The organism is Pseudomonas sediminis, assembly GCF_002741105.1.
In the GTDB taxonomy this organism is placed as follows: domain Bacteria; phylum Pseudomonadota; class Gammaproteobacteria; order Pseudomonadales; family Pseudomonadaceae; genus Aquipseudomonas; species Aquipseudomonas sediminis.
In genome coordinates this window covers 163,564-186,666 of the sequence record NZ_NIQU01000005.1, presented here as the reverse complement: position 1 = coordinate 186,666, position 23,103 = coordinate 163,564, and the positions used below count along the sequence as shown (strand labels likewise).

The 23,103-nt window shown below is 62.2% G+C and carries 10 protein-coding genes and 1 pseudogene; 6 read left to right on the top strand and 5 right to left on the bottom strand.

Annotated elements, in window-relative coordinates; translation table 11 throughout:
* Positions 1–87 precede the first annotated feature (87 nt).
* On the bottom strand, positions 88–11,154 hold the full coding sequence (locus CDO35_RS14055; RefSeq protein ID WP_099525331.1) for a retention module-containing protein: 11,067 nt from the start codon (positions 11,152–11,154) through the stop codon (positions 88–90).
* A gap of 446 nt (positions 11,155–11,600) precedes the next feature.
* Between CDO35_RS14055 and CDO35_RS14050 the strand changes: the two genes are divergently transcribed.
* The 3 genes from CDO35_RS14050 (at position 11,601) to CDO35_RS14040 (ending at position 16,565) form a co-directional block, all read left to right on the top strand.
* A complete protein-coding gene (locus CDO35_RS14050) occupies positions 11,601–12,956 on the top strand; it encodes a TolC family outer membrane protein (RefSeq protein ID WP_099525330.1) in 1,356 nt (451 codons plus the stop codon).
* A 78-nt stretch (positions 12,957–13,034) separates the two neighbouring features.
* Positions 13,035–15,194, top strand: a complete 2,160-nt coding sequence (locus tag CDO35_RS14045; protein WP_099525329.1) for a type I secretion system permease/ATPase — start codon at positions 13,035–13,037, stop codon at positions 15,192–15,194.
* A gap of 12 nt (positions 15,195–15,206) precedes the next feature.
* Positions 15,207–16,565 carry an HlyD family type I secretion periplasmic adaptor subunit gene (locus CDO35_RS14040; RefSeq protein WP_099525328.1) on the top strand — a complete coding sequence of 453 codons (1,359 nt, stop codon included), beginning with the start codon at positions 15,207–15,209 and terminating at the stop codon, positions 16,563–16,565.
* Between the two features lie 157 nt (positions 16,566–16,722).
* On the opposite strand, the gene CDO35_RS14035 is transcribed toward CDO35_RS14040, so the two are convergent.
* From CDO35_RS14035 to CDO35_RS14025, 4 genes and pseudogenes are all read right to left on the bottom strand, one after another.
* Positions 16,723–17,316 carry a tRNA-uridine aminocarboxypropyltransferase gene (locus tag CDO35_RS14035; protein ID WP_099525327.1) on the bottom strand — a complete coding sequence of 198 codons (594 nt, stop codon included), beginning with the start codon at positions 17,314–17,316 and terminating at the stop codon, positions 16,723–16,725.
* An 85-nt stretch (positions 17,317–17,401) separates the two neighbouring features.
* Entirely contained in the window at positions 17,402–18,442 is a 1,041-nt protein-coding gene (locus CDO35_RS14030; protein WP_420713178.1) for a methyl-accepting chemotaxis protein, read from the bottom strand.
* 243 nt (positions 18,443–18,685) lie between these two features.
* Positions 18,686–18,967 (bottom strand): annotated as a pseudogene (locus CDO35_RS23285) (PAS domain-containing protein); the annotation flags it as partial.
* 117 nt (positions 18,968–19,084) lie between these two features.
* Entirely contained in the window at positions 19,085–19,978 is an 894-nt protein-coding gene (locus CDO35_RS14025) for a LysR family transcriptional regulator (protein ID WP_099525325.1), read from the bottom strand.
* Positions 19,979–20,289: 311 nt separating this feature from the next.
* Between CDO35_RS14025 and CDO35_RS14020 the strand changes: the two genes are divergently transcribed.
* From CDO35_RS14020 to CDO35_RS14010, 3 genes are read left to right on the top strand one after another with little or no spacing between them, the layout of a single operon-like run.
* A complete protein-coding gene (locus CDO35_RS14020) occupies positions 20,290–21,132 on the top strand; it encodes a sugar phosphate isomerase/epimerase family protein (protein WP_099525324.1) in 843 nt (280 codons plus the stop codon).
* Positions 21,133–21,141: 9 nt separating this feature from the next.
* A complete protein-coding gene (locus CDO35_RS14015; protein WP_099525323.1) occupies positions 21,142–22,182 on the top strand; it encodes an isopenicillin N synthase family dioxygenase in 1,041 nt (346 codons plus the stop codon).
* A gap of 42 nt (positions 22,183–22,224) precedes the next feature.
* Complete coding sequence (locus tag CDO35_RS14010) at positions 22,225–23,031, top strand: ABC transporter substrate-binding protein (RefSeq protein WP_099525322.1); 807 nt, start codon at positions 22,225–22,227, stop codon at positions 23,029–23,031.
* Positions 23,032–23,103: the final 72 nt, after the last annotated feature.

Sequence of the window (23,103 nt, the reverse complement as noted above, 5' to 3'; positions counted from 1 at the left end):
TTGAGTGCTTCAGCTAAGGAAACTCTGATAAGCATTTCCTTTTGCCTGAGGGGCCACCGCAGCGGCGCAACGCCCCTTGTACGCGCCTCAAGCGACCAGCTGATTATGATCCAGCATGCCCTGGATGACCTCCGCAGCATTACCTCCGGACAGAATGGTGTTTTCCAGGGTGATGGTCTGATCCACCGGTGCACCACTGCCGGCACTGGCGATGTTGATCACCGTACTGCCCGGCTCGCTGACGAAGTCGAAGCTGAGGTACTGGGTCAACACATCGGCGCTCCCTGGGTCAGTGACGCCCTGCAACAGTTGCGACAGATCCAGCTTGTCCTCGCCATTGCCGAAGTCCTTGACGATGTCATGATAGTTGCCACCACGATCATCGGCGTTCCACACGAAGGTGTCGTTGCCGGCACCGCCAATGAGGATGTCGTTGCCCTTGCCGCCGATCAGGGTGTCGTTGCCATCACCGCCCTCCAGACGATCATTGCCACCCAGCCCATGGAGCGTATCGTTGCCGCCCAACCCCAGCAGCACATCACTGCCTTCGCTACCCAGCAAGGTGTCGTTGAGCGCCTCATGCCCCATTACCACGTTGGACTGCACCGCCACGCTGGAGCCGATACCAACCACCAGACGCGCCGTGCTGACGTCGCCATCTGGCTGGGTCAACTGGTAGGTGAAGACATCTTCCTTGCCCAGGTTGGCGTAGTCGGGGTCCGGCGTGTAGGTGTAAGCCCCGTCGCTGTGCAGCACCAGGCTGCCCCACTGCCCATCGATGGTCTTAGAGGTACCCACGGTCACAAAGCTGCCGTTGTCCAGCACGCTAAGCGTCGCGCCTTCACTCCCCTTACTGTCCACCGCACCCCATGGATGGTCGCTGTAGAGATAGTTGTTGGCATCGGTCAGCACATTGCCCGCCACTGCCGTGGCCGTGTCGACCAGCATCGCGGCGGCCACGGTGATCAGGGTGATGTTGTCCACCCGCACACGGAAGCTGTTGCTGTTGTTGGTACGATCATTGACCTCGAAGAAGAGGCGATAAGTACCCTCGCCCACGCTGTTGCTGGTGACGGTAGTCGAGTTACTGGATGCATGGGTGCCGCTCTGCACCAGCGTCCAGGCGCTGCCGTTCTGCTTGTACAAGGTCCAGGTGAACTGGTCTCCCGAGCCGCTGCTGCTGAAGTTGCTGATGCTGCCCAGGTCGAAGGAGACCTTGGCCGTGTTGCCCCCGGCCACCTCGAAGGTCGGTGTTGCAGCCTTGGTGCTGACACCGGCGCTACGATCACTGTCAACGAGCTGCAAGGCATTACCCTGCACGCTGACGCCATTGGACGAATTGACAGCGGTGACGCCCCACTTGCTGCCCGCCACAGCCATGACATCGGCCTGCGTGATCACCGTGGTTTCATTGCCACTCACGTTGCCGTTGTCGGTGGTATCGAATATCCAGGGGTTGTAGTTGGGCCCGGACGAGGCCTGATTGCTGGTGCTGGAAAAGTCCGCCAGCACCTTGGTTACCGGGTCGGGCGTGACCCATTTCTGCCCGACGATGGCCTGGTTGTAGTTGTCGTAGGCATAGACCTCGCTGCTGTCGGTGATGGTCAACTTCAGGTCGGCAGACACCGCATCGCCATCGCGATCAATCAGAGTGTAGCGGATGGTATCCGTCACATCCTCGGCGACATCGTCGTTGAAGTTGTAGGTGTAAGCACCGGTGACCAGATTGACGCTGAACGAGCCGCCACCCGCGGTGGTGAAGGTCAGCGTATGGCTCGTGGCATCGTAGGCAGCCGACTCGCTGGTGTAGGTCACTCCGTTATGGGTGATCGCGGCAACCGGCTGCAGGCCCGGGCCATCAGCACCGAAACCATTACTGCCTTCGCTGATCAGGTTGCCGGAAATGACCGTACCGGTGACCGTACCCTGCAGGGTGTCGTTGAGCTGGTTGAGGTTGGAAACCAGGATGCCATCGGTGTTGGCGCCCGCCTTGCCGTCATAAGCGATGGGGTTGAGCAATGTTTTGTCCAGGTCACTGCCCAGCCCCATGCCCAGCGCATAGGACTTGATGTCCTTGGCCGTGAGGAAGGCGATCCAGTCCGCCTCCTCGCTGGCGCCGATGCCATCGCCCAGTTCCGGGTTGTACTGGCTGCCGCTGTTGTTGCTGCCCGGATTGGCGTTGGACAACGTCGGCTGGCCGTCGGAGAGGAAGTACGAAACGTTCTGTACCCCTGCGCCGGTGAGCTTGCCGGACGAGTCGTAGGCATTCATCGCCTTGATCAGCGCATCGTCATAGTTGGTCGAACCGTTGCCGGCGTTGTTGGCCAGGTCGGTGAGCCAGGCCTTGGCATCGACGGCGCTCATCCAGACATTGCCCACAGCGCTCGCGCTGTTGGCGAAGGTCACGATACGCACCATCACGTCACCGAGGTTGTCGTAGCTGTCGATCAGACGCTGCACGGCATCCTTGGCCAGCGCCAGCTTGCTGCTGAACCCGCTGACACCCGACGGCGCTTCGTCCATGCTGCCGGACAGATCCAGCACTACCATCAGGTTGGTCTGGATGCCTTGCGGCTCGCTGGCAGACTTGGCGATGTCGTCGGGCGTGGCCGGCGAGTCGTCATCCACCGTGATCGTTAGGCTACCCGTGGCCGGAGCCGAAGGAGCAGCGGAGTCCCAGACCTTGTAGGAGAAGGCCAGGTTCAGGTCGTTCTCGTCTGCCGTACCGGCAACGTCTGGCGCCGGATGATCGAGCGGTTTGAACAGCTTGAAGCTGTATTGCCCGGTATCCGAGTTGGTCAGGCTGAGAGTGAAGACCGGATTGCCACCGGCATCGAACGCGCTCAGCGTCTTGCCATCCACACTGAGCTGATAGTTGAGTGGCGAGCCGCCTGAAGACAGGCTGCCAAGGCCACTGGCATCCCAGGCGAAACCACCAAAGTTGTCTACCTGATAACCCAGTGGCCCACCAGCCGTGGTGGCTTCACCAGCCAGGTCGTTGGGGCCTCCGGCCAGACCATGGGTCAAGCCATCCTCGTCGACGCTGCCAGAGGCCTGACCACCGACCGGGTCATTGCCACCGAGCGAGAGGGTCACAGTGGCCGTGGAAACGTCACCATCGCCGTCGGTGATCTGATAGGTGAACACCTCCGTACCGGCGCTGGCCCCACTGCCAGCGCTGTAGACCAGATTGCCGCTGGTATCGATGACCAGCGTACCGCCCTGGCTGCCCTGGCCGATGATCTGCACCGGCGAGACGCTTGCCTTGCCATCGTTGCCAAAGCTGTCATTGCCGGTGAGGTCGTTGATGTTACCGACGACCTGATCAACTGCCGTGCGTGAGACTTCACCGACAATCTCATCGTTGACCGCCATCGGTGCGTCATCACGGAAGCCCAGTACCTGGCCCAGGTCGATGCTGGCCGAAGCCTGATCGCCGTCGGCGTCGGTGATGGTGGCCTGCAGGCCGACTTTGTCACTGCCCAGCAAGTGCAACTCATCCGGCTGGGCAGTGGGATGAACCACAGCGCGCAGTTGCGTCAGGCTCACCAGCCCTGCGGCGTTGACGCTCAGGGTAAAGACCAACTCGTTACTGGTTTCGGTACGACCTTCGAGCACCGAGCCGTTGAACACCAGCTTGACCGCTTCATCGCTCGCGGTATCGACCAGCCCGGAGTTCGGCGATTTGATCACCAGTTCGTACACCAGAGAACCAGGGCCGTCGGCACCATATTCGGCGTTGAAGGCCGAGCTGAAGTTGCGGCTGACCGTTGCATCGGGCGTGCCCAGATAGGTCTCGTCCACCTGCAGCGGCATGCCCCAGGTCACGTTGGTATTGACGTCGTTGTAGTCATAATCAGGAGCGTCGGTGAGATCCTCCCAATTCTGGTTGCCTGGTTCGGCGTTGTCCTGCAGGTGCGAGCCGCCTGGGTTGAACTCGGCGCGATCGAACAGCACATTGGCACCGCCAGCGCCGGTCAGTGGCACGCCACCCAGCAAGGCCTGCCAGTTACCATCAGCGTCCTGCTGGAAGGTCAGTTCGGCGCCATTGCTGAGCGCGACGTTGGCCGCACCATTGGGGATGATGAAGAAACCCACCTCACTCGGGTCGAGCCCATCCAGATCGAAGGTGGTTCCCGCCGCCTGCGCTTTCACATCAGCCCAGATCACCTTGCCCACGGATGGATTGCCCTCGGCATCTCGCGAGTAATAGCCGTAGCTGTTGTGATAGCCGGCATCGGTGCCGAGGAAGGTGGCCTGCGACTCGAAGCCCGGCTGCATGGCCTGGATGGTCGGGGTATCGTCGTTGACCGTGACCACCAGCTTGCCCACGGCGGTATCACCATCACCATCGGTCACGGTGTAGCCGATCTGCAGTTTGATGTCGTTTTCGTCCTGGCCAGCCGGATGCATCAGGGGCTGATGCAACTCCAGCTCGTACTTGCCGAGCGCCGGGTCGGTCAACACCACGGTCACCAGCGTGCCGCGCTCGGCACTGCTGATGGTCAGCGTTTTGCTGCCGGCGTTCCAGGTCGAGGTGACGTTCTCGGTGCCCAACACGCTCGGCCCGGACAGGGAGATGCCACGCAGACCATCAGAGCCGGCGTCGAATACCAGCGTGCCAGAGACCGTGGCGTTCGCCCCTGTCACGTCGCCCTCACCACCGTTGATGCCATTGGGCAGACCTTCATCGTCCAGCGCGTAGGCGGCATTGGTGATGCCCGCGGAGGGGCCATCGTCCTCGAAGCCGACTACCTTGCCCAGATCCAGACTGGCACTGTGGGAATCGCCATCCTTGTCATAGACAGTCACGCCGAGCTTCAGCACGCCGGCGCGAATCAGCGCCAGCTCGTCATGATTGCTGGTATTGCCATGGGCGATGGCCTCGTACTGCACGAGGGTCACACTGCCACTGCCGGCATTGACGCTGACCTTGAATACCGTGACGCCATTGGCCACACCCAGCACGTTGCCGTCGGCATCCTTGTACAGACGAATATCGCCGCCTGCGGTAGCATCCAGCCCGGAGTCCACGCCGTCCTGGCTCAGGTTCAACTCGAAACGGGTACGCGACGTATCCTGGCCATCCGAACCGGCATCCACCGTGAGCTTGAACAGATCCTTGCCGTCGATGCTGGCATACCCAAGCACATCGCCATGGCCCTGCTCGTCGTTCGGCGCGACATGGCCATTCTCGTTCTGGCTGGAACCTGTGGTGCCCACCGATTCGTCGACGTACAGCTTGGTGCCATGTTGCAGCTCGAACTTGGTGATTTTCGGGCCGTCGTCCTCAAAGCCGACCACCTTGCCCAGATCCAGGCTGGCGCTCTGCGAGTCGCCGTCCTTGTCATAGACCGTCACGTTCAGTTTCAGCACGCCATCCTTGAGCAGCGCCAACTCGTCGTGGCTGCTGGTATCGCCATGAGCAATGGCCTTGTACTGCACCAGGGTCACGCTACCGTCAGCGGCATTGACGCTGATCTTGAACACCGTAACGCCATTGGCTTTACCCAGGATGCTGCCATCGGCTTCCTTGTACAGCAGGATGTCGCCGCCGGCCGTGGCATTCAGCCCGGAGTCCACGCCATTACTGGCAAGGCTCAGGGAGAAGCGGGTACGGCTGCTGTCCAGGCCATCCGAACCACCATCGGCGGTCAACTTGAACAGTTTGTCGCCGTCGATCCGGGCGTAACCCAGCACATTGCCGTGGCCCTGCTCGTCATTCGGCGCAGCCTGACCGGGTTCGTTCTGGCTGGAACCACCTTTGCCAACGGATTCGTCGACGTATAGCTTGACGCTGTGGCCCAGTTCGAACTTGATGATTTTCGGGCCGTCGTCCTGGAAGGAGAAATAGGACGAATTGCCGCCAGCAAGCTCGACCTTCGCGGTACGGGTCACCGCGTCACCATCACCGTCGACACGGGTGACCTGATACTGCAGCTGCAACGAGCCCTGGTGTTTGATCAGCAGATCGACCGCCTCGTCGAAACGCTGATCGTTGTGCGGATGGCGGATCGCTTCGAACAGCGTGGTCTGCAGTTGCGGCTGACCATCGACAGTGACGATGGCAATGGTGAAGACCGTATCGCCAGTGGCATCGACACCCTTGATGACCTGGCTGTTGGCCGGGTCGACGAACAGGCGGATGGCACCGCCATTGGTGGCCGAAAGTGTGGTGGCCAGCCCCTGGGCCGGCACCCCGGAGAAGCTCAGCGTGCCGCTCAGCGAAGCCTGGCCATCAGCCCCGGCTGCCCCACCGATGGTGAACAGCGAGGTCAGGCCACCGGCAAGTTGGGTGGTGACCTTGGCCAACGCGCCATTGTCGTCGTTCACGTAGCCCTGGCTCTGGTCGTCGTTCGCGGCGTAACGATCCTGATTGCCACGGGTTTCGTCCAACGCCACTTCCAGCTGAGCCAATGCCTGAGCGTTGACCCCGAGGCTCAGGGTCGGCACATCGTCCTCGATATTGATCACGAACAGGCCGCCAACCCCTTCGGGGATGTTCAGCGGATCGCCATCACCGTCGGTGATGGCCAACAGATGGGTGAAGTCGATGCCGATCTGGCCAGCGCTCGACCACAGCTCACTGTCGTTGCCATCGGCCTGCGGATGGTCGATCGGCCCTTGCAGGGTGAAGGTGAAGCTGCCATCGGCATTGATCACCAGGGTGAACACCGGATAGCCACCAACGTCCGCGGCAGCCGTAGCGGTCAGCGTGGCGCTGAGCAGATTGCCGTCGTCATCGAAGCTTTCGCTGACCGTATAGACCAGCGGCTTATCGCCGGAAGTCAGCCCTTGCTCGTTCAGCTGCGAAGTGGCCGTGGCGCTGTCCACCAGGCCGAAGCTGCCAGGGCCGTCGGCACCAAAGGCCACTAGCGAGGCCAGCGTGCCAGCACCGCCAGCCGTGCTTACAACAAGCGTCTGTCCAGCCTCCTGATTCCCGACATTGGGGGTCGTCAGCTTGTCTTCATGCACCGTGCCACCGATGGCAGGCGGCGTCTTGGCCGTCCAGGTGGCCTGGATATTGACGTCGTTGTAGTCGTTGTCGCTGTTGCCGTTGTTGACGTCTTCCCAGTTCTGGTTGCCGGGCGCGGCGTTGTCCTCAACATGGGATTTTCCATTGGGGTTCAGCACCGGGTTGTCGAAGACAACCGCAGCACCACCGCCACCATTGAGTGCGCTACCGCCGACAAAGGCCTGCCACTGGCCATCGACCAGTTCGAAGGTGACTTCGGCGCCATTGGCGACACCATTGGCACCGCCATTGGGAATGATGAAGAAGCCGACACTGGACGGATCAAGACCTTCCAGCGTGGCACTGCTACCGATGCTGAGCGACGTGGTATCAGCCCAGATCAGCGCACCGCTGACCGGCACGCCATCGGCACCCTTGATGTAGTAGCCATAGCTGTTGGCATAAGACGCATCACCGCCCTCGTAGGTCAGGGTCAGGCAATACTCCGGCTCGCTCACTACTAGCTCCGGCACATCATCTTCGATATTGATGACGAATAGCCCCGTGGTGCCCTCCGGCAACTGCAGGTGGTCGCCATCGCCATCGGTGGCGGTGAATAGCTGGGTGAAGTCGATGCCGAACGCCCCATCGTTGGCCCACAGTTCACCATCATTGCCATCGGCAACCGGATGGTCGATCGGCCCCTGCAGCTCGAAGCGGAAGCTGCCATCGGCATTGACCGTCAGGGTGAACACTGGGTAATTGCCCAGACTGTCAGCGGAAACCGCAGTCAGCGTGGTGCTGACCAGCTTGCCGTCGACGCGGGTTTCAACCACCTCATAAACCAAGCTTTCCCCGCCCGAGGTAAGCCCCTGAGCATCGAGCAGTCCCGTCGCGGTACCGCTGTCGACCAGCCCAAAGGCCCCCGGACCGTCGGCGCCGAAGGAAACCAGCGAGCTCAGATTGCCGGCACCACCCTCGGTGCTGACAACCAGCGTTTGCGTACCGCCATCCGGGTTGCCCGTGTTCGGGCTGGTCAACAGATCCTCGTGTACCGTACCGCCCAGAGCAGGCTGCTGCGGGTCTAGGGTCTTGAGAATCGGCACATCATCTTCTACGTCGATGACGAAGCTGCCAGACGGGAAACCTGCGGCGATGGGGTCGCCATCGCCATCAGTGGCTACCAGCACTTCAGAGAAATCCAACGCCTGGCTGTTGTCACCCAAGGTTTCCGAGTCGACACCATCCGCCTCCTGATGATCCAACGCACCATTGAGCGTGAACAGGTAGCTACCATCGGTACCTACTTGCAGAGTGAATACCGGACTACCACCGTCACCCGCAGTAGCAGTCAATGTCGTGCCGTCCGCCGACACGGCGTAGAACAGCGCCACGCCACCGGAGGTCAAGCCGAGCGCCTGCAAACCGGACAGCGCGCCGGGCTGCTGGCTCAGGTGGAAACCACCGCGACCATCTGCACCGAAGTTGACCAGCACATCCAGCGTGCGCGGCCCGCCTTCGGCGGTCAAGATTTGCTGTGGTTCGCTGCCGGGCTCGGCATTGCCGCTACCCAACGCATCTTCGTGCACTAGGCCACCGACCACCGGCTGCTGCGGGGTGGGCTGAGCCGGCAGCGGGACGTCATCCTGAATATTGATGACGAACAGGCCTTTCGCGCCTTCGGGCAGTTGCAGCGGATCGCCGTCGCCATCGGTCGCGGTGAACAGCTGGGTGAAATCGATTCCGATACCGCCCTTCGACGCCCACAGCTCGCTGTCGTCGCCATCGGCGCGCGGATGATCGATCGGCCCCTGCAACGTGAAACTGAAACTGCCATCGGCATTCACCACCAGAGTGAATACCGGGTAGCCGCCCACCCCTTCGGCAGCCGTAGCAGTAAGAGTGGTACTTACAAGGTTGCCGTCGCCATCGAAACTTTCGCTGACCGTATAGACCAGCGCCTGGCCACCCGACTTGACGCCCTGCGCGGCAAGCTCAGTGCTCACAGCTACGCTGCTTGCCAGGCCGAATGCGCCGGGGCCATCAGCGCCGAACTTCACCAGCGCCATAAGGCTGCCGGCACCACCATCGGTACTGATCACCAAACGCTGACCAGCCTCCGGATTGCCTTGATGCGGCGCTTCCAGTTGGTCTTCATGCACGGTGCCGCCGACCGGTGCCTTGGTCGTCCACGTGGCTTGAATGTTGACGTCGTTGTAGTCGTTGTCACCACCGACGTTGATGTCCTCCCAATTCTGGTTGCCGGGCGCGGCGTTGTCCTCGACATGGGACTTGCTTCCGGGGTTGAGCGCCGGGTTGTCGAACACGATGTTGGCACCGCCATCACCCACCAACGCCGTTTCACCAATGAACGCTTGCCACTGGCCATCGACCAGTTGAAAGGTCACTTCGGCGCCGCTGGCAAACTCATTGGCGGCGCCATTGGGAATGATGAAGAAACCGACTTCACTGGGGTCGAGCCCGTGCAAGGTCACCGAATCCCCGTTACTGAGGGCGCTGGTATTGCTCCAGATGATCTGACCACTGACGGGCTCACCATCTGCACCCTTGATGTAGTAGCCATAGCTGTTGCTGTAGCCGGCATCACCGCCCTGGTAGGTCAGGGTCAGACAATTGTCGATGCCATCGTCGACCAGTACCGGCACGTCATCCTCGACGTCGATCACGAAACTGCCGGCGTTGAAACCGCCCGGCACCGCGTCACCATCGTAGTCAGTAGCGATCAGCAGTTTGGAGAAGTCCAGCGCCAGGCTAGCGTCGCCCAGGCGCTCGGAATCATCGCCGTCGGCACGAGGATGATCGATCGGCCCCAGCAGGGTGAAGACATACCCACCATCGCTGGTCACTACCAGCGTGAATACCTGCACGCCACCTGCAGTCGCTGTCAGGGTGCTGGTGCTGCCGTCGTCCGAGACCTCGACGGAATAGAGCAACGGCTCCTTACCCGAGGTCAGCCCCAGCGCCTGCAAATCTGCCAACGCGTCAGGACTCGTGCTCAGTTGGAAACCACCACGGCCGTCAGCACCGAAGTTGACCAGCGCGTCCAGAGTGCTGGGATCGCCGATGATCTGGGTCTTCTGCCCAGGAATGCTGCCAGGCTCGGCATTGCCACTGCCCAGGGCATCCTCGTTGACCACTTCCCTGATGAGCGGACGCTCCTCACCACCTGCCAGTGCAGGGCTGTCATCGTCCACCAGAATGCTCAGGCTGCCACTGGCTGGCGTACCGTTGCCGTCGGTGATGGTGTAGTTGAACAGGTAGAGAATGTCGTTTTCGTCGCTGCCACCTAGCGGTGGAGCGGCATGATCGAGCGGCGCGAACAGCTCGAACTGATAGGCGCCGGTCGCCAGATTGGTGACCTGAGCGACGAACACTACCGTTTCCCCGGCATAGGCGGCCAGGGTCAGCCCATTCGGGCTCACCTGATAGGTCAGGGGCGTCCCACTCGAGCTGACGCCCATTTCCGCCAGCCCGGCGGTCGACCAGGTAAAAGTGCCCGGACCGTCTGGCCCGAAGCTGTAGCCCAGAACGCCGGTGACCAGCGTCGCCTCGCCATCCAGATCGTTCACCCCACCGACGATACCGTCGGGCAGGCCATCTTCGTCGACCGCGTTCGAGGCGGTGCCGCCCGTGGGAATGCCATCCACTTCAGGGTCGGCGGTAGCGATTGGCAGAGCGTCTGGGAATTCCGGCCCACCTGGCAACCCGGCAGTGGGGAAGCCGATCACCGGGTCGAGTGCTCCACCTACTTCACTGAGCAACACGAACGAGTGGCCACCGCCTACGCCGCCGGCGCCACCCGTACCAGCACCGGGGCCAGCCGCCGTAGCCTCACCTTGCTGGGTCGGGTCGTCACCCGCTTCGATGGCAGCCTGCAGGCGCTCGACATCGGTGAGGTCGTCATCGCTGGGGGTAGTCGGTGGAGTTTCGACGACCGGAGCCTGGGACTCGCCGCGATCCGCGATCATTTGCGTATCGAGGGTGATGCTGCTGTCCCGACCCAGGGTCAGTTGCTGCCCGTTGGTCATGGCCACCGCAACCGCACCGGAAACACCGGTGACTAGCTGCTCGCCCGCGTAGACCCGATCACCTTCGCTGATTGGCCGGCGCGATCCGTCGCTCGCTACCGCGAACACTTCGCCGACAACCTGACTGACGACACCAATAAGAGTAGCCATGATTCCATCCTCACTACAGCTGCCGACCACCGCCGACACGTACCTACCGAAAGGGTCAGAACACCTTTTCGAAGCCGAGGAAAGAACCTAGACAGCTGACTGAAATGGAACGGCGCAAAATCCAAAAAACGCTACCGACAAAAAAATGTCACCACAGCATGCGTCGAACTACTCCATCAGTTGAATCCCCGCCCTTTGATGCCTGACAACCCATTTCAGCTGTGCAGCCCCCGAAAAACGAGGACTTGCACAGCTCACAGGTTCAAACAATGTGCTGCTTTTCTCAGAGTTCATAAGATTTTTTCTGAATATAGGTTGTGAAAAAAACATCTTAGGTTCTCCAAAAGTTGTTCTTAGCTGTGATGTTACAAGCCTGAAACGGTTTTACAGGCAAAAACGCCATTTTTATGGCGACAGGATAAGAACTTCAGTCAGGAGAAACGCCAATGCGCACCTTAACCCCGCTGTGGAGCGCCATGCTTTTGGCGACTGTTTGCAGTCAGGCGCAAGCCATGAATCTGTCGGAAGCGATTCAGAGCACGCTGGACAATCACCCGGAAATCCACGCTGCCGCCAATAGCCGACTCTCATCGGATGAGGATGTGAAATTCGCCAAGGGCGGCTACCTGCCCACCGTCGATCTGCTGGTCGGTTACGGCCGGGAACGTACGGACAGCCCCAGCACGAGGGCGCTGGGCAATCACAACACAGAGACCCTGAACTACCGCGATGCCGAGCTGCGTTTGCGGCAGATGCTGTTCGATGGTTTCAACACCCCCAACGAAGTGGCGCGCACCCAGGCCGTGGTCAACTCCCGCGCCTACCGTCTGCTCGGCACCTCCGAAAGCCTGGCGCTACGCACCGTCGAGGTGTACCTCGATGTGCTGATGCGCCGCGAGATGGTCGCTCTGGCGCGCAACAACCTGCAGGCACACCAGCGCATCAACGATCAGATCGGTTTGCGCAGCCGCCAGGGCGTTGGCAGCACCGCAGACCTCGATCAATCCGAGGCCCGTCTGGCCCTGGCGCAGAACAATCTGTACACCGAAGAGGTCAACCTGGCCGATGCCGAGGCCAACTTCTTCAGTGCCGTGGGGCGCTTGCCGGATCAGCTGGAGACACCCTCCTCGGTCAAGGGCAACATGCCGGCCGATTTGCTCGCCGCCCGCCAGACCGTGATGGACAACAACCCGTTCCTGAAGTCGGCACAGTCGGACGTCAATGCTGCCGAGAAGCAGTACGAGGTGGCCAAGTCGCCCTTCTACCCGCGCTTCGACCTGGAGTTGGCCACCAATGCCAACGACAACGTGCAGGGTGACGAGGGGCACTACAACACCTGGCGAGCCGCCGTGGTGATGAACTACAACCTGTTCAACGGCATGCGCGACAAGGCCCGCCTGCAATCGGCCGCGCACCAGATCAACGAGTCGATGGACATCCGCAACAACGCGCTGCGCGTGCTTAACGAAAACCTCTCGCTGGCCTGGAACGCCATGGAGAACGCGCGCCTGCAAACCCCCAAAGCCCGTGACTACGCGGACTACACCTCACGGGTTCGCGAGGCCTACCAGCAGCAGTTCAGCCTGGGGCAACGCACCCTGCTCGACCTGCTCGACAGCGAAAACGAACTGTTCACTGCCAACCGCCGCTATACCGAGGTTCGCTACGGCGAAGAGTTCTCGATGTACCGCGTCGTCGCGGCCATGGGTGATCTGCTGCGCCAGCAACAGGTCGTAGTCCCGGCGGAAGCTGTAGCCCTCACCGAAGTGAAGAGCGAAGCACGCTTGCCGGAGATGAAGTAGTACCGACTCGAGACCCTGTGTGAACACACGGGGCCAACGTGCGGCAAAGGTCTGAACAGGCCTGAGGAGTAGTAGAAATTGACCACCATGGAACGGCCAGGGCCGACCAGTGATCCGCGGCTCAGTCACGACGATCCGTTGTTGGATGGTTTGTTGATCCTATGCAGGCTGCACGGCTGTTCCGCTAGTCGCGGCAGCCTGAGCGCTGGGCTGCCTCTGCCAGAGCAGCGCCTGAGCCCCGACTTGCTGGCCCGCGCCGCAGCACGGGCGGGGTTGCAAGGACGCTTGCTGCAACGCGACCTGGCCAGTATCTCAGCACTCAACCTACCGGTACTGCTGCTGCTCAAGGACGGCCGCAGCGCCGTGCTGCGCCAGTGGGGACCAAAGCAGCAGGCGCAGATTCTGCCCTGCGAAACGGATGGCGGCGAGCAATGGGTCAGCCGCGAACAACTGGCCACCGAGTACAGCGGCCGGGCCTTCTTCGCTCGCCCGCGGCATGAGCTTGAAGAAGCCCGCACACCGCTGGTGCCGCGCATCGAAGCCTGGTTTCGCGACACCTTGAAGCTGTCGCGCTGGCTCTATACCGATGCCGTGCTGGCCAGCCTGCTGATCAACCTGCTGGGTTTGATGGTGCCGCTGTTCGTGATGCAAACCTACGATCGCGTGGTGCCCAATCAGGCGACCTCGACGCTCTGGGTGTTGGCGATTGGCCTGTTTGTCGGCACCGGTTTCGAACTGCTGCTCAAGGTACTGCGCGCGCACCTGCTGGACACCGCCGGCAAGAAGACCGATGTGGTGCTGTCGGCCACCTTGTTCGAACGCATCACTGGCATGTCGATGAAAGCGCGACCGGCCACCATCGGCGGTTTCGCACAGAGCATTCACGACTTCCAGGGACTGCGCGATTTTCTCACGGCCGTGACCCTGACCAGCCTGATCGACCTGCCCTTCTCCATGCTGATGCTGCTGGTGATCGGCCTGATCGGTGGCCCGCTGGTGTTCATCCCCCTGCTGGCCTTCCCCATTACCGCACTGTTCGCCTACATCATCCAGGTGCGCCTGCGCGACACAGTGCAGAAGAGCCTGCAACTCGGCTCGCAGCGCCAGGCATTGTTGATCGAAACCCTTGGAGGCCTGGAAACCCTCAAAGCCTGCGGCGCGGAAAGTGAGCGCCAACATCAGTGGGAGCAAACCCACGGTGCCCTCACCCGCCTGGACGGCCATGCAAAATTCCTCGCCTCACTGGCCACCAACGGCACCCTCTTCCTGCAGCAATTCGCCGGCATGGCCACCATCGTTTCAGGCGTTTACCTGATCATTGCCGGCCACCTCAGCGTCGGCGCGCTGGTGGCCTGCTACATGCTGGGCAGCCGGATTCTTGCGCCACTGGGCCAGATCGCCGGACTGATCACCCGCTACCAACAGGCGCGCCTGACCATGACCAGCACCGACGCACTGATGGCATTGCCACAGGAGCGTCAGGACAAGCAGCGCCCGCTGGATCGCACCCAGCTCAAGGGGGCGCTGGAAATCCGCCAGATCAGCTTCACCTACCCCGGCCAGAACGCCCCGGCGCTGCACAACGTCAGCCTGCGCCTCGGCGCCGGCGAGCGGCTCGGCATCATCGGTCGCAGCGGCTCGGGCAAGAGCACCCTGGCGCGTCTGATGATGGCGTTCTACAGCGCCGACGAAGGGCAGATCCTGCTCGACAACCTCGACCTGCGTCAGCTCGATGTCGCCGACCTGCGCCACCAGATCGGCTACGTCGCCCACGACCTGCCGCTGCTGGCCGGCAGCCTGCGCGACAACCTCACCCTCGGTGCGCGTTACATCAGCGACGCGCGCATGCTCGAAGTGGCCGAGCTGACTGGCGTCGTCGACCTGGCGCGACAGCACCCGCAGGGCTTCGACCGTCCGGTGGGCGAGCGCGGCCAACTGCTTTCCGGCGGCCAGCGCCAAGCCGTGCTGCTGGCCAGGGCGCTACTGCTCGACCCACCGATTCTGGTGCTCGACGAGCCCACCAGCGCCATGGACAACACCAGCGAAGACCTGCTGCGCCAGCGTCTGCACAGCTGGGTGCAAGGCAAGACCCTGATCCTCATCACCCACCGCGCCTCCATGCTCAGCCTGGTAGATCGCCTGGCCGTGCTGGACAACGGTCGTGTGGTGGCAGACGGGCCGAAGGAAGCGGTGATCGAAGCCTTGCGCAAGGGCCGCGTCGGCCCAGCCAGCCTGTAGGAGCGACGAACGATGCAAGCGACCCAGAACCTCGGCAACTACTTCGGCAGCCTGCGCGAGAAACGTCAGGACACCGAGTTCATGCCGGAAGTCGAAGGCGCCATTCTGGAAGACTCGCCCTGGCTGAGCCGCATCACCGTGTGGGCGGTCAGTGCCTGCCTGCTCAGCGCACTGGTCTGGGCGCATTTCGCCGTGCTCGAGGAGGTGACCACGGGTGAAGGCAAGGCCATCCCGTCGAGCAAGGTGCAGGTGATCCAGAACCTCGAAGGCGGCATCGTCAGCGAGATCTTCGTACGTGAAGGCCAGGTGGTGGAAAAGGGTGACACCTTGCTGCGGCTGGATGACACGCGCTTTCTATCCAATCGTGGGGAAACCGAAGCGGATCGACTGGCACTGATCGCCCGCCTGGAACGACTGAGTGCCGAGGCCGAAGGCCGAGAACCGCAACTACCCGAAGAAATCACCCGCGACGCGCCGCAACTGGCAGAAGACCAATTGGCCCTGTACCGCTCACGCCAACAACGCCTGCGCAGCGAGCAACGCACCTTGGGTGAACAACTGCGACAGAAGGAGCAGGAGCTCGCCGAGTTTCGCTCCAAGTCCCAGCAATACCGTTCCAGCCTCGGCCTTTTGCAGCAGGAGCTGAACATGTCGCAGCCGCTGGTGGCCTCGGGGGCGATTTCCCAGGTCGAAGTGCTACGCCTGCGCCGTAGCGTGGTGGAAGTTCGAGGATCACTGGAAGCCACCAACCTGGCCATTCCACGCGCTGAAGCAGCGATGAGCGAGATCAAGAGCAAGATGGACGAATCCGAGCTGGCATTCCGCGCCGAGGCCTTCAAGGAGCTCAACGAATTACGCACCGAACTGCAGAAGATCACCGCCACCAGTGTCGCCATCGAAGACAAGGTAACCCGTACCACCGTCACCTCACCGGTGCGCGGAGTGATCAAGCAGCTCAAGGTCAACACCATCGGAGGCGTGGTGCAGCCGGGCAGCGACATGCTGGAGATCGTGCCGCTGGACGACAGCCTGCTGATCGAGGCCAAGGTGCGCCCGCAGGACGTCGCCTTCCTGCATCCGGGGCAGAAAGCCATGGTCAAGTTCACCGCCTACGACTACACCATCTACGGCGGCCTCAAGGCCAACCTGGAGCTGATCAGCGCTGACACCATCACCGACGAGGAAGGCAACAGCTTCTACCTGATCCAGGTACGCACCGACAAAAGCCATCTCGGCAGCGACGAACACCCGTTGCTGATCATCCCTGGCATGGTTGCCACGGTTGACATCATCACTGGCGAGAAGAGCGTGCTGGCCTACCTGCTCAAACCCGTGCTCAAGGCTCGCTCGGAAGCCATGCGCGAACGCTGAATACCTGCCGTGCACGCTGCGTAGTCAGATGCACCATATGTACCGAGCCCGAACCGTAACATTCATCAAAAGCCGGTGCGCGCGGCGCACCCTACATGCCTTCGCCCTTCATAGGTCTGCCACGGCTACGCGCGTAGGGTGCGCCATGCGCACCGCGTCAACGCTGGTGGTTGCGGACAAACACTGCTTCACCCATCGCCGCGATCTGCCCTTCAATCAACGCATCGAAAGGCCTGAGCAACGCAGCGAAGCCCTGTGGCGACTCAAGCACATCCAGCGCTGCAACGATCGCCTCGATGGTCGACAGCGCCCCCTCTTCCGGTGCCTTGCGCAGACGGTAACGCGACGGCGCCACTGCCCCCAGGCTCACACGCGGCAGTGCCGCCAGCGACGGGTTGAGATGCAGCAGCTTGCGCGCCTTGCGCCAGGTGCCATCGGGCACCACCAACAACAAGGGTTTCTCGTCGGGCGCATAAGCGCTCAAGGCGACGGACTCTTCGCCGGGAAACAGCAGACAGGCTCGATAGTCAGGATGCGCGAGCAATTGCGGCAGATCATCGAACACCTCACCGACGCGCAGCTCGGCATTGCGTAACCCAAGCGTAACCAGGCGAGCAGTATTGAGGGCATGACCGACCTCGCTCGGGTGCTGCAGGATCAGCAACCGAGTGCGGCTATCGAGATCGGGGATCAGCGGGCACAGGCAATGGCTGAGCGGTCGCTGACAGCGGGAACAGGTCGGACGAGGCATGCCGCGCAGTGTGCCAGAACGTCGAGCGACGGCGTAGAGCAGCTGCAAGCGGGGCCGTGTTTAACGTGCCCCGGTTGCACACCGATCAACGGTTGAAGCGTTCTGCCAGGCTGTGCAGGTAATCGGCCATTTCCTCCAGCTCGCGGCTGATCGCCGCGCCCTGATGCGCCTGGCCGGCACTGTGATCGGAAAGCTGGGCGATACGGGTGATCTGCCGGCTGATGTCCTCGGCCACGTGGCTCTGCTCCTCGGAGGCGGCCGCCATCTGCTGGCTCATACCGGTGATACGCGTTACCGCCGAGCTGATGCCCTCCAGTGCATCGCGCACCGACTCCACGCTCTGCACGCTGCCACGGGAAATTTCCTCGCCCTTGCCCGCCGTCACCACGGCGCGCTCGGCTCCAGCACGCAGGTCAGCGATGATCTGGTGAATCTGCTCGGTGGACTGACGGGTACGCGATGCCAGCGAGCGCACTTCATCGGCGACCACAGCGAAACCGCGCCCCTGCTCCCCTGCCCTGGCCGCCTCGATGGCAGCGTTGAGCGCCAGCAGGTTGGTCTGTTCGGCAATCGAGGTGATCACGTCGGCGACGCTGCCGATCGACTGCGTGGAGTTGGCCAGTTCGTTGACCGCCTGACCAATATCGTTGACCGCCTTGGCCATCTGTCGCATCGAATCCAAGCTGCCGACAGCCAGATCGCGTCCCTCACGCGCCAGGCGATCCGCCTCTTCGGCGGCATGCGAGGTGTTCTGTACGTTGTGTGCGACTTCCTGAATGGTCGCCGCCATCTCGTTGATGGCGGTGGCCGACTGGTCTGTCTCGGCGCGCTGTTGATCGAGCATCTGTGCGCTGGATTGCGACAGCTCGGCCGATTGCGTCGCCCGCTTCTTGACGTTCTCGCCTGCATCCTCCAGTCGCGTCAGAGCCGTCTGCAAGCGCGCCTCCTCGCTGATCATTGCCATGTCCAGCAAGGCCTGGGCACCGCGATTATCGCTGTAGGTCAGCGCCACAAGGCCGCTGGTAAAGGCTTTCGGATGCTCCGCCAGCGTGCGGCGGATCAGTTGCCGGGTCCGATACAACTGGTAGGAGCCCAGCGCGAACAGCGTCAGCACGATAAACGCCATCAGCGCCCAGCCAGAAACCGCCCAGTGCGCCGCAACAATCAGCAGCGACGCGGCGATCAGCGGCCAGGAGCGCACCAGGTCATAGGTCCAGTACTCCAACTTCGGCACGGGCGATTTGCCGGCACGCAGCCGGGCATAGAGCGCTTCGGCACGACGTTTCTGGGCCTCGGTTGGGACTGAGCGCACCGACTCATAGCCGGAAACTCGACCGTTCTCGTAGACAGGCGTGACATAGGCGCTGACCCAATAGAAGTCGCCGTTCTTCGCACGGTTCTTGACGATGCCCATCCAGGGTTTGCCCTGTTTGATGGTGTCCCACATATGACCGAACACCGCTGGCGGCATGTCCGGGTGGCGCACCAGGTTGTGCGGCTGGCCGACCAGCTCCTCGCGGGTAAAGCCGCTGATCTCGACGAAGGCGTCGTTGCAGTAGGTGATCTTGCTGTTGAGGTCGGTGGTGGAAATCAGGCGTTCATCAGCGGGGAAGGTTCTTTCCCGCTGAGTCACGGGCAGGTTCTGGCGCATCGAGGCTTCCCTGTTCGAATTGAAGTTGGTACAGACGTATAAATAAGTACTAGCACAGCCTAATAACCGCGCCAGTCGTAGGCTCTAAGCCTTTCGGAGGAGAAAGGCGACCCTGTTTCAGATCTGATTCAGTTGCGCCTTGAGCAGGTCGCGAAAGGTCTGAATCAGCGGCTCGCGGGTACGTCCGCGACGCAGGATCAGCGAGAACGGGGCCTGATAACCGAAGGTGGCGGGCAACAGCACACGCAGCTTGCCCTGATCGACCCAGGGCTGAGCGTAATGCTCGGGCAGATAGCCTATGTAGGCGCCGGAAAGCACCAGAATCAGCTGTGCCTCCATCGACTCCACAGTCGCCGCACTGTGCTTGAAGCCATGGCGCGCCAGCTCGGCCTGGCTCCAGTAGCCACGGCCCACCATGCGCTGCTGGGTGATCAACTCCTCAGGTATCCGCCGCTGCTCGAATAAGGGGTGTCGCTCGCTGCAATACAGCCAGTGCTGCTCACGGTAGAGCGGCTGATAGACCAGGCCGTTCATACGTGTGGAGAACGCACCGATGGCCAGATCCAGACGGTTGTCCAGCACCGCCAGCTGCAGCTCGTAGGGGCTCATCACCGACAGGTGCATGTGCACGCCTGGGTGTTCCTGGCTGTAGGCACCGATCACTTCGGCCAGCGGCAAGGCCGGGTCGCTGACGGTGGAGTCCAGCACACCGAGGTTGAGCGTGCCACGCAGCTCGCCCTTGAGCGCCGCCGAGTAACGCTCGAAGCCTTCCAGCTCGCCGAGCAGGCGCAGGGTTTCCTGGTGAAACAGCTCGCCCTTGCTGGTCAGGCTGAAGCCGCCCCGGCCGCGATGGCAGAGCACGATGCCGAGCTGGCTCTCCAGTTGACTCATGTAGGTGCTGATGGCCGAGGTGGACAGGTTCAGTTCCTGCTGCGCAGCAGCAAAGCCCTGATGACGCACCACGGCGACGAAGATCTTCAGCAGTTTCAGATCGGGCAAGGCGAAGGACATGAGGGCGCACGGCGGATTAACAGAGCGCCAGTGTAGCGCCATGCAGGCCCCGCAGACATCCAGGGAAACGGAGTTCGGGCTCTTGTAGGAGCGGATTTATCCGCGATTATCGCGGCTAAAGCCGCTCCTACTACCCCATCCACAATAGTTCAGTAATCACTGAACTAAGTATTTGTTCGATGCGATTTAACCCGTTCGCAGGCTGAGCCAACAATGCAGCCATAACCAGGCGCCGGCTCGAACCGGACGCCATCGGGCACTAGCCCCATTGCCAATCTGCCGCTGACCTTCGCCCTCTCCAGGAGACGGCCATGCGACTGGAAATCTTCCGCACCCTCTGGGGTTATCGCGGCAGTTGGCAGCAAGCGCTCGACGAAGCGCTCGGTGCCGGCTTCGACGGCATCGAAGCGCGCATCCCCGAGACCGCCGCGCAGCGCGCCATCAATGCCCGTCTGCTGCGCGAGCAGAACGTCCCCTATATCGCCACCCTGTTCACTTCCACGCCGGTGCTGCCGCGTCAGAGCGACAGCCCGCAGGTGCACCTCGAAGACCTGCGTATGAAGCTCGACTGGGCCGCCGAACTCGGCCCACGGCTGGTCAACGTGCTGCCCGGCAACGATCGCTGGTCGCTGAGCGAGCAGGTCGATTTCTTCGCCCGTGCCGTCGAACTGGCCTCGGCCAGCGGTCTGCGCGTGTGCTTCGAAATTCATCGCGGCCGCTCGCTGTACAGCCCCTGGGTCACCCTTGACGTGATCCGCCAGGTGCCCGAACTGCGCTTCACCAGCGACATCAGCCACTGGCTGGTGACCTGCGAGCGCCTGCTCGACGATCCCGCAGACGACCTTTCCGCCTTTATCGAGCGGGTCGACCACATCCAGGCTCGCGTGGGCTACGACCAAGGCCCGCAGGTGCCGCACCCCGGCGCCCCGGAATACGCCGAGGTACTGGCCTTTCACCAGCGCCACTGGGAAAGCATCTGGAGCAGCCAGGAAAAACGTGGCCTGCAGACCACCACCCTGACCCCCGAATTCGGCCCGGACGGCTATCTGCACCACCTGCCCTTCACCGACATGCCGGTGGCCGACCTGTGGCAGCTCAACCAGTGGATGGCGCGCTGCGAGCGCCAGCACTTCCACCGTTTCACCAGTCGCTGAGGAGCCGTGATGAACAACAACGCCAAGCATTTCACCGAAATCCCCGTGGTCGACATCGCCGGCCTGTTCAGCAGCGACCCGGCCGAGCGCCTGGCCGTGGCCGAGAACCTGGGCCGCGCCGCCCGCGAGGTGGGCTTTCTCTACATCAGCGGCCATGGCATCGAGCAGACGCTGATCGATGGCCTGCACCGCGCCGCCGAGGACTATTTCGCCCAGCCCCTGGACGCCAAGATGCGCCACTACATCGGCACCTCGGCCAGCCACAAGGGCTTCGTGCCCGAAGGCGAAGAGCGCTACGGCGCTGGCAAGCCGGACCACAAGGAAGCCTTCGACATCGGCTTCGAAGTCCCCGCCGACAATCCGCTGGTGCTGGCCGGCACGCCGCTGCTGGGGCCGAACGACTGGCCCACGCTGCCCGATTTCAAGGAAGCGGTGCAGGCCTACTACGCGCGTATCTTCCAGCTTGGCCGCACGCTGTTTCGCGGCTTCGCTCTGGCCCTCGGCGTTCCGGAAAACACCTTCGACGAGATGGCCAACTTCCCGCCGTCGAAGCTGCGCCTGATCCACTACCCCTTCGATGGCGAGGCCCAGGACGCCCCCGGCATCGGCGCCCACACCGACTATGAGTGCTTCACCATCCTGCTCGCCGACCGTCCGGGGCTGGAGGTGATGAACGACCTCGGCCAGTGGATCGACGCACCGCCGCGCGAAGGCACCTTCGTCGTCAACATCGGGGACATGCTCGAGGTGATGAGCGCCGGCACCTTCGTCGCCACCTCGCACCGCGTGCGCAAGGTCAGCCAGGAGCGCTATTCGTTCCCCTTCTTCTATGCCTGCGACTACCACACGCAGATCCGCCCGCTGCCGCAGTTCGAAGCCACCGGCCAGAGCTACGAAACCATCAGCATCGGCGAGCACATGTGGAGCCAGGCGCTGCAGACCTACCAATACCTCAAGAAGCGCGTCGAGGACGGCCAGTTGCAGCTGCCCGAACGCGCCCGCGCACCGTCCAGCTTCGGCCACCTGAAGCACCAGCCGAGTGCGCTGTGACTTTCCACGCTGCCAATACAAGCCCTGATCCGGAGATTAACAATGACAACCCGTAAACCGCTGCGCACCACCGCCCTGGCTCTGGCCTGCACCCTCGCCGGCCTGTTCAGCACCGCTCACGCCGCCGAAACGCCCAAGACCCTCTCCAGCGGCGAGCTGAAGGTGGGCATGGAAATTACCTACCCACCGTTCGAATACTACGAAGGCGACCAGGTGAAAGGCTTCGACCCGGAAGTTTCCGCAGCCCTGGCCAAGCGTCTGGGCCTGGAGGCGAGCTTCAGCGACATCACCTTTCCCAACCTGATCCTCGGCCTCGACGCGGGCCGTTTCGACACCATCATCTCCGGCATGTACATCCTCCCCGAGCGCCTGGAGAAAGCCGATGCCATTCCCTACGCCAAAACCGGTGCGGCGATCATGGTACGCAGCGACGCCGAGAAGAAACCGGCTACCCCCGAAGAACTGTGCGGCATGACCGTCGGCCTGCAACAGGGCACTTCGTGGATTCCGGCGCTGCAGAAGGTTTCCGACGGCTACTGCAAGGAAAAGGGCGCCGGTGCCATCACCATCAACCAGTACCCGACCACCTCGGAAACCTCCCAGGCGCTGCTCTCCGGCCACATCCAAGCGCATCTGGAAATCGACGCCGCCTCGCTGCTGATCGTCGAAAAATCCCGGGGCCGCATCACCATCAGTTCCAAAAGCGCGATCTACCCGCAGGTACTGGGCATCTACGTGAAGAAGGGCAACAAGCAGTTGCTCGACGCCCTGAAAGCCGCGCTGGACGACTTCAAGGCCAGCGGCGAATACGCCGAACTGCTGAAGAAATACAACCTGGAAGAAGCCTGAAACCAACCCGTGGATGAGCCTTGTGGCTCCCCACGGGCGCTGTATGGCATGACCGCTTCACCCCGCTGGCCG

Excerpts from the sequence above, each read along its gene's own strand:
- CDO35_RS14055 (WP_099525331.1), bottom strand. The coding sequence starts at position 11,154 with ATGGCTACTCTTATTGGTGTCGTCAGTCAGGTTGTCGGCGAAGTGTTC.
- CDO35_RS14050 (WP_099525330.1), top strand. The coding sequence starts at position 11,601 with ATGCGCACCTTAACCCCGCTGTGGAGCGCCATGCTTTTGGCGACTGTT.
- CDO35_RS14040 (WP_099525328.1), top strand. The coding sequence starts at position 15,207 with ATGCAAGCGACCCAGAACCTCGGCAACTACTTCGGCAGCCTGCGCGAG.
- CDO35_RS14035 (WP_099525327.1), bottom strand. The coding sequence starts at position 17,316 with ATGCCTCGTCCGACCTGTTCCCGCTGTCAGCGACCGCTCAGCCATTGC.
- CDO35_RS14030 (WP_420713178.1), bottom strand. The coding sequence starts at position 18,442 with ATGGCGTTTATCGTGCTGACGCTGTTCGCGCTGGGCTCCTACCAGTTG.
- CDO35_RS14025 (WP_099525325.1), bottom strand. The coding sequence starts at position 19,978 with ATGTCCTTCGCCTTGCCCGATCTGAAACTGCTGAAGATCTTCGTCGCC.
- CDO35_RS14020 (WP_099525324.1), top strand. The coding sequence starts at position 20,290 with ATGCGACTGGAAATCTTCCGCACCCTCTGGGGTTATCGCGGCAGTTGG.
- CDO35_RS14015 (WP_099525323.1), top strand. The coding sequence starts at position 21,142 with ATGAACAACAACGCCAAGCATTTCACCGAAATCCCCGTGGTCGACATC.
- CDO35_RS14010 (WP_099525322.1), top strand. The coding sequence starts at position 22,225 with ATGACAACCCGTAAACCGCTGCGCACCACCGCCCTGGCTCTGGCCTGC.